This is a genomic window from Nocardioides psychrotolerans, from assembly GCF_943371775.1.
Taxonomy (GTDB): domain Bacteria; phylum Actinomycetota; class Actinomycetes; order Propionibacteriales; family Nocardioidaceae; genus Nocardioides; species Nocardioides psychrotolerans_A.
Window position 1 is genome coordinate 1 of the sequence record NZ_CALRWD010000014.1, and the last position, 15,741, is coordinate 15,741.

The following is a 15,741-nucleotide window of genomic DNA, read 5'->3' on the forward strand; positions in this document are numbered from 1 at the left end:
CGTCCGCTGCGCCACGACGCGTGCACGACCACGCCGGCGAGCACGGCGCCGACGGTGCCGAGGGTGAGGTCGCCGAGGGTGTCGGTGTAGGCGCCGGCGCGCTCGACGGAGGTGCTGAGGAAGGCGTAGTACTCCGCGACCTCCCAGACGAGGGCAGCCGTGGCGCCGAAGGCGAGGGAGCGCTCCAGGGTCGCGCCGAGGCTCGAGCTCCAGTGCATCGTCAGGAGGATGACGGCGGCGGCGAGCAGGCCGGTGTTCATGAAGTGCATCCAGTCGTCGAACCACACGATGGTGTCGTAGAGATCCATCCGGTTGCCCAGGATGTCGGTGAAGCAGGTGATGGTGACCAACAGGTCGGCGGCCCAGGGGAACGACGTGCGCTCGCGCCACAGCGTGAACCACACGGCCGGGATGGTGAACGCCAGCAGGGGGTAGGCGATGGCTCGGATCCCCGCGCCCTTGCCCTCCATGTTCCCGACCTCGGGGTTGATCAGCGCCACCACCAGCAGGAGCAGCAGCCCGCCCTTGGCCGACACGTTGAGCGTGCGCACCACCTGAGGGGTCGGGTAGCGCAGTGCCGGTGCCAGGTCGGTCATGGGGATGCACGCTATCCGCGGGCTCCGGTCACCCCGGGACCGGCCCTCGTCGGTGGCCTCTGGGATGCTTGCCCGTCGCACGAGGGACGCGGCTGGACGCGAGAGGAGCAGCGCAGTGAGCGAGATCGCCGGTGAGCTGGCACGGGTGAGGGGCGCCTTCGCGCAGCCGACCCTGACCCTGCTCCACCAGCGGCAGGCGCCCGTCGTGATCACGATCTTCCGCGCGGCCTTCGGGCGCAACAACAAGCCGATCCCGACGGCGCGGCTGCACGCGCAGGTCGAGGAGCACCTCGCGGTGGTCAGGCGCTCCGGTGAGGCGGAGGTTCCCGCGGGCAGCGGCAAGGACCTCTGCCAGCGCTGGATGCGTGGCCAGTGGTTGGTCCGCTCGCTCGACGAGGCCGGTCACGAGGTCTACACGCTGACCTCCCACGCCCAGCAGGCGCTCGAGCTGGTGAAGAACCTCGCGCGCGACCGCGCCACCCTGAGCGAGCACCGGATCGCGACCATCCTCGGGACGGTCCGGCGGTTCAACTCCGAGGCCAACCCCGACCGCACCGCGCGGGTCACGATCCTCAATGCCGAGATCGCCCGGCTCCAGGCCGAGCGCGACCGGCTGGTCGACGGTGCCGAGATGGTGAGCGCCACCGAGGACTACATGCACGAGGGGTTCACCGAGCTGCTCTCGTTGATCTCCGCGCTGCCCAGCGACTTCGCCCGGGTGGAGGAGCGGTTCGCCGTGATCAGGGCCGAGATCCTGGCGGCGTTCCGGGCCGAGGACCGGCCCGCCGGCGAGGTGATCGACGACTACTTGTCCCGCGCCGACGCGCTCATGCACGCGACCCACGAGGGTCGGGCCTTCGAGGGCGCCTTCGCGCTGCTGCGCGACGACGCCCTGGTCACGCAGCTGCGCGAGGACCTCACCGCGCTGCTCGAGCACCCGATCGCCGACGGCATCCTCAGCGACGCCGACCGCGCCGAGCTGCGGGGGACCGTCCGGCTGGTGCGCGACGGCCTCGACCGGGTGCTCGCCCAGCGCTCGCGGGTCACCGCCACCCTCAAGGACTACATCGTGTCCCACGACGTGGCCCGCGACCGCGAGCTCGAGCAGACGCTGCGCCAGGTGGAGTCCGAGCTCATGACCTGGATGGCGACCACCGGCCCGCGCGCGGTGCTCGACGTGCCGCTGCTGCCCGCGCGTGCCGGGGTCGAGCACCTCCGGGAGCGGTTCTACGACCCGGCCGACGACGTCCTCCCGGAGCGCATCACCACCGCCGACCCGGGCGACGGGCCGGCGGTCTCCCTGGCGGCCGTCATGGCACAGGGCGGCCCGCAGCTGACCTCGCTGCGGCAGCGGCTCGACGCCGCCCTTGCCTCGTTGCTCCCGGCCGGCTCGCTCGGGGAGGTCTTCGACGGCTTCGAGCCGGCCCTGCGTCGGCCGGTCGAGATCTTCGGGCTGCTGCACCTGGCGGCCGACCGTGAGTGGGAGGCCGAGGATGCCGTCGAGGAGTTCGCCGCCGTCCGCCCCGACGGGTCGCGGCGCACCTTCGCCGTGCCACGTCTGCCCCTGCCCGATCCCGACCGACCCGAGAGCGAGACCCGAGCATGAGCGTCGACACCGACCTGGACCTCGACCCCGCGATCCTCGACGAGGGGTCGGTCTCGCTCTTCGAGGGCGACGAGGGCGGGCTGGAGCACGCCCAGCGCCACGCCCTGGTGACCCTGCTCAAGCAGCGCTTCATCAGCGCGCGCACGCACCCACGGGACTGGCAGGTGCTCGTCGAGCACGAGCGGGTGCTGCGCTCACGGCTCAACGACCTCTTCCTCGAGCTCGCCGTCGACCGCGCCCGCGAGGTGGCGTGGAAGCGTCAGGCGACCTCCGAGACCGGCAGCCGCTTCCCGACCCTCCTCTACGACGCGGCCTGGTCGCGCGAGGAGACGCTCGTGCTGGTGCACCTGCGCGACCGGCTCCGTGCCGGCCTCGCGGGCGGCGACGCGCACGTGTTCATCGACCGCGACGACATCGTCGACTACGTCGCGACCTTCCGACCGGTGCACGCGACCGACGAGGCGGGCGACGAGAAGCGGGCCCGCAACGCGGTGATCAGCATCGCCAAGGCGGGGCTGCTGATCGCCACCGCGGCCGAGGACCGGTTCGAGATCAGCGAGGCGGTGGAGCCGCTGCTGCCGCTCGACCTGCTCCACGAGCTGCTCGAGGCGCTCCAGCGAGCCACCAGCGCGGAGGCCCCGGCCAGCCCGGAGGAGCAGGCCGAGCTCTTCGACGAGGAAGCCGAGCCCGTGGGCGACGCAGGGGAGGAGTGACGATGTCCATCGACGAGACCGAGCGCATCGACGAGGCCGAGGGCGATGCCACCGACGGGCTCTTCGAGCAGCACACGGTGGAGACCCCCGCCGACGACACCGTGCAGTGGCGGGCCACGCTGCTGCAGCTGGTCAACTGGGGCGGCTTCAGCGGGCTCACCACGGTCCCGCTGCGCGGCGACGCGACGATGATCTCGGGTGCCTCCGGCGTCGGCAAGAGCACGGTCCTCGACGCCTACACCGCCCTGATGATGTCCTCGGACACCAAGTTCAACGGCGCGTCCAACGACGCCGTGGCGGGGCGTGCTCGGGGGGTGGGCCAGCGCAACCTGCTGTCCTACCTGCGCGGTGCGGTCGACGTGATCGACGACCCACGCACGGGCCGACCCGTGGAGAAGCTCCTGCGCGGCAAGGGCACCGACACCTGGGGCGCGGTGGCGATGACGTTCGTCAACGACCAGGGTGGCCGCTTCACCGCGCTGCGCACCTACTACGTGCCCCGGCGCGCCACCCGCTCCGGCGAGGTGCAGATGCAGCTCGCCACGCACGAGGGCACCCTCACGCTCGACAGCCTCGAGGTCGCCGTACCCGAGCGCTTCCACGCCACGACCCTCAAGAAGCTCTTCCCGGGCATCCGGGTGCACCGCACCTACGCCGACTACTCCGCCGTCCTCCACGCGCGGCTGGGCATCGGCGCCAACGGCGACGGCGCCAAGGCGCTGCGGCTGCTCGCCCGCATCCAGGCCGGCAACCAGGTGCGCAGCGTCGACGAGCTCTACAAGGACATGGTCCTGGAGCGGCCCGTCACCTATGCGGCGGCCGACCGGGCGATCGAGCACTTCGACGACCTCGACGCCGCCTACGCCGCCATGCGCACCGAGGAGCAGAAGCTCGACCTGCTCGAGCCGATCGCCGGGCTCCACGAGCGCAAGGGCATCGCCGAGCGTCGCCTCGCCGAGCTCGACTCCTACGGCGTGACGCTGCCCGGTGACACGCCGCTGCGCCTGTGGCTGCTGCGCACCCACCTCGGGCTGATCGAGACCGCCGTCGGCACCAACCGCCACGAGCGTGCGACGACCGCCGACGAGCTGGCGGCCACCGCCGCGGCGGAGCAGACCCTCCAGGCGGACGTGGAGGCGGCCAAGGAGGCCCACCACGCGGCCGGGGGCTCGACGCTCCAGTCGCTCGCACTGTCGCTGGAGCAGGAGCAGGTGATCCGCGAGGGACGCCTCTCACGGCGCACGGTCCTGCAGGAGCGGCTGCTGCCGCTGATCGCGGCCACCGACGCCGGGTCGCCGGACCTCGAGGCGGCGCTGGAGTCGAGCGAGGCCTTCAGCGTGCTCCAGCTGCACGCCCGGCAGTGGCTGGCCGGCTGGGAGCGCCAGCAGGAGAGCACCAAACGCGAGCGCGACGCCACGCGCGACCGTCGCTACCCGATCAGCCAGCGCCAGGCCGAGCTCCGCCGCGAGCGCGCCTCGTTGGAGAGCCGGGCCGGCCGCGTGCCCGCGCGGATGCACGAGCTGAGGGCCGAGGTGGCGCAGGCGAGCGGCCTGAGCATCGAGGAGCTGCCCTTCGTGGCCGAGCTGCTCGACGTGGCTCCCGACGAGTCCCGGTGGCGCGACGCGATCGAGACCGTGCTCGGCGGCAGCGCGCGGATGCTGCTCGTCCCGCTCGACCGGCTCGCCGACTTCTCCGCGGCCATCGACGGACTGCGCCTGCGGGGGCGGTTGACCTTCGAGGGCGTGCCGCTCGACCTTCCCGACCTCGGTCCGGCCGACCCCGAGCGCGTCGCCGGCAAGCTGGTCTTCCAGGACTCGCCGTTCTCCGGGTGGGTCCAGGCACACGTCGCCGAGCCCGGCCGCAACGCGCTGTGCGTGGAGTCGGCCGACGGCCTGGCCGGACCCGGCTTCCGCGTCACGATGGCCGGCCAGACCCGCAGCGGTCGACGCGGCGCCCACGGTCGCAACGACAGCCGCAGCATCATCGGCTTCTCCAACGGCGACGCCCTGGCCGAGCTCGACGCCGAGCTCGCGTCGCTGGAGCGCGAGCTCGCGGACCTCGACGCCGAGGTCTCCGAGCTCGACCGGCAGTCCAGCGTGCTCGAGCAGCGCCGCACCTCCTACGACGCCGTCGCCACCGCGCGTTTCGACGACCTGGACGTGGAGGGCAGCGAGCGACGCATCGCCGACCTCGAGGCCCGTCGTGCCGAGATCCTCGCCTCCGACGACCAGCTCCAGGCGCTGGAGGCACAGATCGAGACCCTGGCCGCCCGTCTGGAGGAGACGCGACGGACGCGCTTCGGCCTGGAGCAGCGCCAGCGCGAGCTCAACGACGCGCACGGCCGCCTGGTCGACGACGAGGACCACGTCAAGGACCGGCTCGAGGCGCTGGACGCCGACGGTGCCGTGGTGCTGACCGAGCAGCAGGAGGCGGCGCTGGCCGCGGACTTCGCTGCCGCGGCCGCTCCGACGGACCCGGCCGACCTCGAGCGGTTCACCGAGACGTCGCACCGCCTGGCTGAGCGGCTGCGCGGTGCGGTCGCGGTCGCGGAGGCCGAGATCAAGCGCGTCGAGGAGGACCTCGCCGCGATCTTCCGGGTCTACAAGTTCCAGTGGGACTCGCCCAACCTGGGGGCCACCGCGGACTCCTACGCCGACTACGCCCGCATCCTCGAGGAGATCCGCGGCAAGGGCCTGGCGCACCGGCGGGCCGAGTGGCGTCGCCGGCTGACCGAGTGGAGCGGGCAGGACCTGGTGCCGCTGGTCGGTGCCATGGCCGCGTCGATCGAGGAGATCGAGGACCGGCTCGAGCCGATCAACGCGATCCTGCGCCGACTCGAGTTCGGCGGGGCCGGCGACCGGCTCCGGATCCGGCTGCGCCGACTGGCTCCGGCGCACGTGCAGGTCTTCATGAAGGACCTCCGAGCGCTCTCGGCAGGCTCCACGTCGGAGCTGGGGGAGGCGGAGCTGGAGCAGCGCTTCACCGCGCTGAGCCGCTTCATGGAGCAGCTCCGCAAGCCAGCGCAGTCCGGCGAGACGGCCGGGGCACCCACCGACCGCGACCGGCTCCTCGACGTACGACGGCACGTGGAGATCAGCGCCGAGCGCTACGACTCGCTCACCGGCGAGCTGCGGGCGACCTACCGCACGCTGGGGGAGAAGAGCGGTGGCGAGAGCCAGGAGCTCGTGGCCTTCATCGTGGGCTCCGCGCTGCGCTTCCGGCTCGGTGACGAGATGCGCTCGCGGCCGCGCTTCGCGCCGGTCTTCCTCGACGAGGGCTTCGTCAAGGCCGACTCCGAGTTCGCCGGTCGCGCCGTCCAGGCGTGGCGTGGCCTCGGCTTCCAGCTGATCATCGGCGTCCCGCTCGACAAGGTCACCGGCCTCGAGCCGCACATGGACGAGCTGCTCGCGATCACCAAGAGCAGCACCACCCATCAGTCGTGGATCATGTCGATCACCGATGCCGAGCGGGTGCCGGCGCCGTGATTGGAGACCGGTCCGCACGATGCCCTAGGTTCCGACCGTGAGTGCACAGGCCCCTTCCACCGTCATCCTCGTCCGCGCCGCACGGTTCGTGCCCAACCCCGCGACCGCGGCCGACAACGCCTTCCAGCGCGACGTCCCCGCGGGGCAGTCCGAGGCGGCCACGTCGACCAGGGCGGTCGCCGAGATGGACGCCGTCGCGCAGGCGCTGCGCGACGCGGGGGTGACCGTGCACGTCTTCGACGACCACGACCACACCCGGCCCGACAGCGTCTTCCCCAACAACTGGCTCTCGACCCATGCGGGCGGCAAGATCGCGGTCTACCCGATGTATGCCTCCAACCGGCGCCACGAGCGCCGTGCCGACGTGCTGGAGCTGCTCAAGTCGCACTACCGCGTGCAGACCATCGTCGACTACTCCGGCCTCGAGCCCGACGGGATCTTCCTCGAGGGCACCGGCGCGATGGTGCTCGACCACGTCTCGCGCGTCGCCTACACCGCGCGCAGCCACCGGGCCGACACCCATGTCCTCGAGCGCTTCTGCACCGACTTCGGCTACGAGCCGATGGCCTTCGAGGCGGTCGACTCCGCGGGCGTGCCGGTCTACCACACCAACGTGATCGCCTGCATCGGCACGAAGGTGGCCATGTTCGCCCTCGAGATGATCCCCGACGAGCAGCGTCGCGCCGAGGTGCGCGAGCGGCTCGCGGTGACCGGTCGCAAGATCGTGGAGCTCACCGAGCAGCAGATCCGCGACTTCGCCGGCAACGCCGTCGAGCTGCAGGGGCGCCGGCCCGACGGCCAGACCCGCTCCATCATGGCGATGTCGGCGCGCGCGCGGGCCAGCCTCACGCCCGACCAGCTGGCGACGATCGAGGAGTCCTGCGAGATCGTCGCCGTCGACATCCCCACCATCGAGCTGGCCGGTGGGTCGGTGCGCTGCATGATCGCCGGCGTCCACCTCGACCGACGTCCCACCGCCGACCTCGACCTCACCCCGGCCGTCGCCGCGATCGACCAGGATCCCCACAGCGCCGACGGCCAGGACCTGGCACGCTAGGGGCGCGGGCTGAGCCCTCGTGCTCTGGTCGGGGGGTGCTGCTTCGGGGACAGTCGTCGCCATGGACACCACTCCCGCACGACACCCCAAGCCCACGGCGACGAGCACCCAGGGTGCTGACGGCCCCCGCGTCCGGCCAGGCGCTTCCGTGCCCGGGCCCCGACCGTGGGTGTCCCTGGCTTTCGCGGTCCTGTCCGCAGGCACCTTCGCCGGAGCGGGCGTGGTGGTGGTGCGAGCCAACGAGTACGCGTGGGACCTCGAGGCGCGCTACGTCCTGAGCCCCAACGAGGACCAGTCCCTGTACGGCGTCGCCTTCGTGCTCTACGCCGCCGTCCTGCTGCTGCCTGCGCTCGTGCACGTCGGTTCACTGGTGGTCCATGCCTTCCGGATCGCCCGCCCGGCGCGCAGCGACCGGTCCGCGAGCGTGCTGCCGATCGCCTGGGTGGCCTACGGCGTCGGCGTCCTGGGCTACGCGGCTGTCACTGCTCTGGGGGTCTCCATGTGTCTGGGTCTCGGCCGTGCCCCCGCTGGCCTCCAGGCAGCGGCGGTGATCGCCAACCTCGCTCCGCTGGCGCTGGTCGCAGCCCCGGGTGCGCTTCCGTTCCTCCTGCGCAAGCGGGCCGTCTCCTAGGCGAGCCCCCCACCAGCAACGCGGCCTCGCTCAGGGTCGCTTGGCCACCGTCAACAAGACCGCAGAGTCTTCGACGGCTTCCAGGGAGTGCCGGGCATCGGGGATGGGCATCAGGTCGCCGGCGGCCCCGTCCACTCGACGATCTCCGGCGACGAGGGTGACGCGACCGCAAACGACCTGCAGAGTCGCCTCGCCAGGACTCTCGTGCTCGTCGAGGCGGGTCCCGGCGCGCAGAGCGATGAGGGTCTGGCGCAGGACGTGGGCGTGACCGCCGTACAGCGTGTGTGCGCTCCGTCCGCTGGACGCTGTCCGAGCGATCTCGAGGTGCTGTGACGCGAGCGCTGTCAGGGATTCATGTTCCATCGTGTTCATCTCCGGGTTCGGGTGTGCGCGGGTCGAGCAGGAAGCTCGGTGACTCCGTCCGGGAGCGTTCGACCACGTCCCAGCCGTCGACGCCGAGGGTGACGACGGAGACGGGGAAGACGCCGAGCTCCTCGCGTTCGATGTGGGTGGCGAGGTCGTCGAGGAGTCGGGTGACGGCCTCGCTGAAGTCGTCGGCCTCCGGGTCGAGACCGGTCAGGGAGCCGTCCAGGTGTCGGTGCTCGCCCTCGAGGTCGCCGAGCTCGTCGAGGAACTCTGCCTTGTGACGCAGAGCGGTGAACAGCCCCGCTTCCTCCCGTCCGGTGTGGCGGGTGAGGTGACCGACCAGACGGGTGAGGAGGGCGAGTGTCCGGTCCCGGTCCCCGTGGTCGAGTGCCTTCCGGATCTCGTAGGCCTCGCCGGCCAACGCTGTGTGCTCCTCCATGAGCTCGCCGATCGGTTCGACGCCTCGGCAGCCGCAGTACTCACACATGTCAGCCGACCCGATCCCATCCACGGCGGGGTCGGTGGCTGCCGAGCCGGTCGTCGTCGCGGCTGCGGTAGACGATGTAGGGCCGGGTGAGGTAGCCCAGCGGGGCGCTGAAGACGTGCACGAGTCGGGTGAACGGCCAGAGCGCGAACAGGCCGAACGCGACGAGCGCGTGGAGCTGGAAGCCGATCGGGGCGTCCGCCATCAGCTGTGGGTCCGGGTTGAACGCGAGGAACGAGCGGAACCAGACCGACACGCCTTCGCGGTAGTTGTACTCACCGCTGATGGTGAGGATCGAGCCGGCGATGGTGTTCCACATCCCCAGCACGATCACGATCCCGAGGAAGGCGTACATGACCTTGTCCATGCGCGTCGTGGCCGAGAAGACCGGGCCGACGGTGCGGCGACGGTAGACGAGGATCGCGAGGCCCACCACGGTCATGACGCCGGCGAGCAGCCCGCCCGCGACGGCGACCACGTGGTAGGTGTGCTCGCTGATGCCGAGGGCATCTGTCCAGGACTCGGGGATGAGCAGGCCGATGACATGGCCGCCGATGACGCCGAGCATCCCGAAGTGGAACAACGGGCTGCCGATGCGCAGCAACCGGTTCTCGTAGAGCTGCGAGGAGCGGGTCGTCCAGCCGAACTTGTCGTAGCGGTAGCGCCACAGGTGGCCGACGACGAAGGTGGTCAGGCACAGGTAGGGGACGACGACGAAGAGGAACTCGTTCATGCGCGTGCTCCTGGAAAGGACGGCATCGGAAGCAGCGTGGACCCGGAGCCGGCGGCGGTGGCTGCTCCGGGGCTGAACTGGGGCGCGGCAAAGGGTGCGAGCCCGACCTCTTCCTCGGGCGGGCCTTCGGCCGCGAGACGTCGTACGGCGTCGCGCTCGTCGCCGCGGAGCGGCGGGAGGGTGGCGGTGACCGCGTCGAGCAGGGGCGCCCACGGAGAGCTCATGTCACGCAGCGAGAGCCGCAGCAGCTCGAGCCCAGCGCGATGGTCGAGCATCAGGTCGCGCCCGAGTGCCTGGTCGCCGGTGGCGGCGAACTCGAGGACGACGCAGAGGTGGTCGGGGAGCTCGGCGTCGTCGAGCTCGAAGCCGGCGGAGAGGTAGGTCTGCTTGAAGCGCAGCAGTGCCATCCCGCGCTTGCGGGTGTCGCCGTGAGCGAAGTAGGTCAGGAACAGGTTGCAGCGTCGTCGGGTGTCGAAGGTCTCGACGTAGTCGGCCTGCAGCTCCGGCAGCGGCGTGGACCCGAGGTGAGCGAGGAACGTCCGGATCGAGCCCCCGATGTCGGCCGGGAGGCCGCGCGAGGCCGAGTGGAGCAGGTCCGTCCGGGCGACCAGGGCCTCGTCGGGGTAGTCGAGCAGCAACGAGACCGACTGCCACACGATCGTCAGCTGCTCCGGCGGCAGGGTCGGCTTCGGACGCCGGCCGCTCACGAGTCGTCCTTCTTCTGCGGGAACAGCCCAGGTGGTGATCCTTTGCCGTCCCAGTTGAGCAGGTTGACGCGAGAGCCCTTGTTCTCGGGTCCGGCGAGGGAGTCGGAGGTCTGGCGGTCCTGGAGCATCTGGAAGTTCTCGACGGCGATCGGGGTCGGTGCGCCGGATCCTTCGCCGAAGAGGTCGTTCTGGCCGCCGCCGTACTCCGAGACCGAGCACTCCGTGGACAGCTCTTCCAGGGAGTGCGCCTGCTCGGCGTGGGCCGGCGGGATCACGTAGCGGTCCTCGTACTTCGCGATCGCGAGGAGGCGGTACATGTCGTACATCTCCTCCTCGGTCATCCCGACAGCGGCCGGGATGGAGCCGTCGGGGTCGCGGCCCATGTTGATGTCGCGCATGTAGCAGCGCATCGCGGCGAGCTTCTTGAGGACGGCGTCCACGGGTGCGACGTCGCCGGCTGTGAAGAGCTCGGCGAGGTACTCGACCGGGATCCGCAGGGCGTCGATCGCGGCGAAGAGGTTGCCCTTGTCCTCGGCGTCCTCACCGGTCTCCGCGACGACGTCCACGACGGGCGACAGGGGCGGGATGTACCAGACCATCGGCATGGTGCGGTACTCCGGGTGCAGCGGCAGCGCGACCTTGTAGGTGTTGATGAGCGCGTAGATCGGGGACCGTTGGGCGGCATCGATCCAGTCGCGGGCGATGCCGGCCTTCTCCGCCTCCCGGATCACCTCGGGGTCATGGGGGTCGAGGAAGACGTCGCGCTGGGCCTCGTAGAGACCCTGGTCGTCGGTGGTGGAGGCGGCCTCGAGGACCTTGTCGGCGTCGTAGAGCATCAGGCCGATGTAGCGCAGCCGGCCGACGCAGGTCTCGGCGCACACCGTCGGCAGCCCGACCTCGATGCGCGGGAAGCAGAAGGTGCACTTCTCCGCCTTGCCGGTGCGGTGGTTGAAGTAGATCTTCTTGTAGGGGCACCCCGAGACGCACATGCGCCAGCCGCGGCACTTGTCCTGGTCGACCAGGACGATGCCGTCCTCCTCGCGCTTGTAGATCGCGCCGCTCGGGCAGGACGCAGCGCACGAGGGGTTGAGGCAGTGCTCGCAGATCCGCGGCAGGTAGAACATGAAGGTCTGCTCGAACTCGAACTTCACCTTGTCGGCGATCTTCGCGAGCATCGGGTCACGGTGGGCGTTGGCGGTCGAGCCGCCGAGGTCGTCGTCCCAGTTGGCCGACCACTCGATCTTCATGTTCTTGCCACTGATCAGCGACTTCGGCCGGGCGACCGGCGTGTGCTCCTGGGCGGGCGCGTCGGTGAGCGTGGCGTAGTCGTAGGTCCACGGCTCGTAGTACTCGCCGATCGACGGCAGCTTGGGGTTGGAGAAGATCGTGAAGAGCTTCTTGAAGCGCCCACCGGCCTTGAGCTTGAGCCGACCGCGCTTGTTGAGCTCCCAGCCGCCCTGCCACTTCTCCTGGTCCTCGTAGGTGCGGGGATAGCCCAGGCCGGGCCGGGTCTCGACGTTGTTGAACCAGATGTACTCGGTGCCCGAGCGGTTGGTCCACGCCTGCTTGCAGGTCACCGAGCAGGTGTGGCACCCGATGCACTTGTCGAGGTTCATCACCATCGCCATCTGTGCCATGACCTTCATCAGTACGTCACGTCCTGGCTGCGCTTGCGGATGATGGTGACCTCGTCGCGTTGGTTGCCGGTGGGTCCCAGGTAGTTGAAGGCGAAGCTCAGCTGGGCGTAGCCGCCGATCAGGTGTGACGGCTTCACGAGCAGCCGGGTGAGGGAGTTGTGGATGCCGCCCCGTTTGCCGGAGGTCTCGGCGATCGGGACGTCGATCAGGCGGTCCTGGGCGTGGTACATGTACACGGTCCCTTCGGGCATCCGGTGCGACACGATGGCGCGGGCCACGACGACGCCGTTGCGGTTGACCGCCTCGATCCAGTCGTTGTCGACGATCCCGACCTTGGCGGCGTCGCGGTCGCTCATCCAGATGTTCTGGCCACCGCGCGAGAGCGACAGCATGAACAGGTTGTCCTGGTACTCCGAGTGGATGGACCACTTGTTGTGCGGGGTCAGGTAGCGGACGGTGAGGCCCTCGACCTGTCCGGCCGACCCGTCGGAGACGGTGCCGAGTGCGGGCTCGGCGAAGAGGGCTGCCATGTTGAGCGGTGGTCGGTAGACCGGCAGGCCCTCGCCGAGCTCGGTCATCCAGTCGTGGTCGAGGTAGAAGTGCATCCGGCCGGTCAGGGTGTGCCAGGGCTTCTTGCGCTCGACGTTGATCGTGAACGGCGAGTAGCGGCGTCCGCCGGTCTCGGAGCCTGACCATTCCGGTGAGGTGATCACCGGGACGGGCGGGCCCTGGGTGTCGGCGAAGGTGATCTGCTTGCCCTCGTGCTCCTCGGCGAGGTCGGCGAGGCGGACCCCGGTGCGCTTCTCGAGGGTCTTGAAGCCCTGGGTGGCGAGGTGTCCGTTGGTGGTCCCGGACATCGCCAGGATCGCCTCGCAGACGTTGATGTCCTTCTTGAGCGAGGGCCGGCCGTCGGCGACCCCGCCGCGGACGGCGCCGTTCTTGGCGCGGAGGTAGTCGACCTGCTTGCTGAGCTCGAACGTGACGCCCTTGGTCGTCGCGCCGAGCGTGTCGACGAGGGGCCCGAGGGCGTTCATCTTCTCGGCGACCGCGCCGTAGTCGCGCTCGACCTCGACGAGCTTGGGCATCGTCACGCCGGGGATCGGCTCGCACTCGCCCTTCTTCCAGTCACGGACGATGCCGTGCGGGTTGGCCATCGCGTCCGGGGTGTCGTGGGTGAGTGGCACGGCGACGACGTCGGTGCGGACGCCGAGGTGGACGGCGGCGAGCTCGCTGAACCTCTCGGCGATCGTCTGCCACGCGTCCCAGTCGGTGCGTGTCTGCCACGGAGGCGCGATGGCGGGGTTGAAGGAGTGCACGAAGGGGTGCATGTCGGTGGTGTTGAGGTCGTGCTTCTCGTACCAGGTCGCGGCCGGGAGGACGACGTCGGAGAAGATCGTGGTGCTGGTCTGACGGAAGTCGATCGTCATCAGCAGGTCGAGCTTGCCCTCGGGTGCCGTCTCTCGCCACGTCACGTCGACCGGACGCTGACCTTCTGGTGTCTCGGTCGCCCGGACCGAGGAGTCGGTGCCCAGCAGGTGCTTGAGGAAGTACTCGTTGCCCTTGCCCGAGGAACCGAGCAGGTTGGCCCGCCAGATGGAGAGGATCCGCGGGTAGTTGCCTGGCGCGTCGGGGTCCTCGCCGGCGAAGTCGAGGTCGCCGGACTTGAGCTGGTCGACGACGTACTCGCCGACCGGCTGGCCGGCGGCGGCAGCGTCGGCGCTGAGGTCGAGCGGATTGCGGTCGAAGGTGGGGTACGACGGCATCCAGCCCATGCGGGCGCTCTGGGCGATGACGTCGGCGGTGGACTTCCCGGCGAGCTGGCCCTTGCCGGTGGTCGCCGAGAGCGTGTCGGCGCCGAACTGGTCGTAGCGGAACTGGTCGGTGTGCAGGTACCAGAACGCGGTCTGGATCATGTTGCGTGGAGGCCGGTTCCAGTCGAGCGCGTTGGCAATCTGGGTGTAGCCGGTGATCGGGCGGACCTTCTCCTGGCCCACGTAGTGGGCCCAGCCACCCCCGTTGACGCCCTGGCAGCCGGTCAGGTTGGTGAGGGTCAGGAACGCGCGGTAGATCGTGTCGGAGTGGAACCAGTGGTTGGTGCCCGCGCCCATCACGATCATCGAGCGGCCCTTGGACTCCTCGGCGTTGGCGGCGAACTCGCGTCCGATGCGGGCTGCGGTCGCGGCGGGGACACCGGTGATGGCTTCCTGCCAGGCCGGGGTGTACGGCGAGCTCGCGTCGTCGTAGCCGGTCGGCCACTGGCCGGGCAGGCTCTGCCCGTTGACGGAACGGCCGACGCCGTACTGCGCCATGAGGAGGTCGAAGACCGTGGTGACCAGGTGGCCGTCGACCCGGCGTGCCGGGACGCCACGCGGCAGGTCGGCAGCGGCGCCGTCGGGGGTGTCGAAGCGCGGCATCCGCACGACGACGGACTCGGTGGCGGTCTCGAGCAGGGACAGGACGGGGTCCACCTCGCCCAGGTCGAGGTTCCACCTGCCGACCCCGGCCTCGCCGTAGCGGTGACCCAGCGATCCGTTCGGCACGACGGGCTGCCCGCTCTGCGAGTCGATGAGCACGGTCTTGAACGCGGCGTTCTCCTCGTCGGCGTGGTCGACGAGGTCGGCGGCGGTGAGGAACTTGCCGGCGGTGTACTCACCCTCACCGGCCTCCTCGAGGCGGACCAGGTGGGGCAGGTCGGTGTAGGTCTTCACGTACTCGGTGAAGTACGGCGTCTGCCGGTCGACGAAGAACTCCTGGAGCACGACGTGACCCATCGCCATGGCGAGGGCTGCGTCGGTGCCGGGCTTCGCGGGCAGCCACTCGTCGGCGAACTTCACGTTGTCGGCGTAGTCGGGAGCGACCGCGATCACCTTCTGGCCGCGGTAGCGGGCCTCGGTCATCCAGTGCGCGTCCGGTGTGCGGGTGACCGGAAGGTTGGAGCCCCACATGATCAGGTAGCCGGCGTTCCACCAGTCGCCCGACTCCGGGACGTCGGTCTGGTCGCCGAACACCTGGGGTGAGGCGACCGGCAGGTCGGCGTACCAGTCGTAGAAGCTCAGCATCGAGCCGCCGATGAGATTCACGAACCGGGCACCGGACGCGTGCGACACCATCGACATCGCGGGGATGGGGGAGAAGCCGGCGACCCGATCGGGCCCGTAGTTCTTGATCGTGTAGACGTGCGCGGCGGCCACGATCTCGGCGGCCTCGTCCCACGTGGCGCGGACCAGACCGCCCTTGCCCCGGGCCGACTTGTAGGCCTTGGCGCGCATCGGGTTCTCGACGATGTGCTCCCAGGCGAGGACGGGGTCGCCGTCGTGCTGGACCTTGGCCTCGCGGAACATCTGGAGCAGGACGCCACGCACGTAGGGGTAGCGCACCCGGGTCGGTGAGTAGGTGTACCAGGAGAACGCCGCGCCGCGAGGGCAGCCGCGTGGTTCGTACTCGGGGGAGTCCGGACCCACCGAGGGGTAGTCGGTCTGCTGGGTCTCCCAGGTGATGATCCCGTCCTTGACGTAGACCTTCCACGAGCACGAGCCGGTGCAGTTGACGCCGTGGGTCGAGCGCACCACCTTGTCGTGGCTCCAACGGTCCCGGTAGAAGTCGTCCGCGTCCCGCCCTCCCTTCTGCGAGAGCGTCCGCAGGTCCGCGGACACCGTCCCCCGGGTGAAGAACCTCCTGCTGCGGACCAGCGCGTCGCTCAGGGCGCCGTCCATGCCGATGTCGGTC

11 protein-coding genes are annotated in these 15,741 nt (G+C 70.3%); 5 read left to right on the plus strand and 6 right to left on the minus strand.

Translation table 11 applies throughout. The features are described from left to right. Positions 1-596 (minus strand): hypothetical protein (locus AAG827_RS06115; RefSeq protein ID WP_341924973.1); only part of this gene is annotated, 596 nt, incomplete at its 3' end. 115 nt (positions 597-711) lie between these two features. Here AAG827_RS06115 and AAG827_RS06120 point away from each other — a divergent pair. From AAG827_RS06120 to AAG827_RS06140, 5 genes are all read left to right on the plus strand, one after another. Beyond that, entirely contained in the window at positions 712-2,202 is a 1,491-nt protein-coding gene (locus AAG827_RS06120) for a DUF3375 domain-containing protein (RefSeq protein WP_341924974.1), read from the plus strand. Further along, positions 2,199-2,915, plus strand: a complete 717-nt coding sequence (locus tag AAG827_RS06125; protein WP_341924975.1) for a DUF4194 domain-containing protein — start codon at positions 2,199-2,201, stop codon at positions 2,913-2,915. The genes AAG827_RS06120 and AAG827_RS06125 overlap by 4 nt, the downstream gene beginning before the upstream one ends. Positions 2,916-2,917: 2 nt before the next feature. Next, positions 2,918-6,400, plus strand: a complete 3,483-nt coding sequence (locus tag AAG827_RS06130) for an SbcC/MukB-like Walker B domain-containing protein (protein ID WP_341924976.1) — start codon at positions 2,918-2,920, stop codon at positions 6,398-6,400. Positions 6,401-6,437: 37 nt separating this feature from the next. Then, positions 6,438-7,457 (plus strand): arginine deiminase-related protein, encoded by a 1,020-nt coding sequence (locus AAG827_RS06135; protein WP_341924977.1) that lies wholly within the window; start codon positions 6,438-6,440, stop codon positions 7,455-7,457. Positions 7,458-7,518: 61 nt separating this feature from the next. Further along, the gene (locus tag AAG827_RS06140; RefSeq protein ID WP_341924978.1) at positions 7,519-8,088 is read left to right on the plus strand and encodes a hypothetical protein; all 570 of its coding nucleotides are present in this window, start codon (positions 7,519-7,521) and stop codon (positions 8,086-8,088) included. 352 nt (positions 8,089-8,440) lie between these two features. Here AAG827_RS06140 and AAG827_RS06145 read toward each other — a convergent pair whose 3' ends face one another. The 5 genes from AAG827_RS06145 to AAG827_RS06165 are packed head-to-tail and all read right to left on the minus strand — an operon-like array spanning position 8,441 to position 15,728. Continuing rightward, positions 8,441-8,941 carry a hemerythrin domain-containing protein gene (locus AAG827_RS06145; RefSeq protein ID WP_341924979.1) on the minus strand — a complete coding sequence of 167 codons (501 nt, stop codon included), beginning with the start codon at positions 8,939-8,941 and terminating at the stop codon, positions 8,441-8,443. A gap of 1 nt (position 8,942) precedes the next feature. After that, a complete protein-coding gene (gene narI, locus AAG827_RS06150) occupies positions 8,943-9,671 on the minus strand; it encodes a respiratory nitrate reductase subunit gamma (RefSeq protein WP_341924981.1) in 729 nt (242 codons plus the stop codon). Further along, on the minus strand, positions 9,668-10,378 hold the full coding sequence (narJ, locus tag AAG827_RS06155) for a nitrate reductase molybdenum cofactor assembly chaperone (protein WP_341924982.1): 711 nt from the start codon (positions 10,376-10,378) through the stop codon (positions 9,668-9,670). The genes narI and narJ overlap by 4 nt, the downstream gene beginning before the upstream one ends. Further along, entirely contained in the window at positions 10,375-12,024 is a 1,650-nt protein-coding gene (gene narH / locus AAG827_RS06160; RefSeq protein WP_341924983.1) for a nitrate reductase subunit beta, read from the minus strand. The genes narJ and narH overlap by 4 nt, the downstream gene beginning before the upstream one ends. Then, positions 12,024-15,728: a nitrate reductase subunit alpha gene (locus tag AAG827_RS06165; protein ID WP_341925047.1), complete on the minus strand. Its 3,705-nt coding sequence runs from the start codon at positions 15,726-15,728 to the stop codon at positions 12,024-12,026. The genes narH and AAG827_RS06165 overlap by 1 nt, the downstream gene beginning before the upstream one ends. Positions 15,729-15,741: the final 13 nt, after the last annotated feature.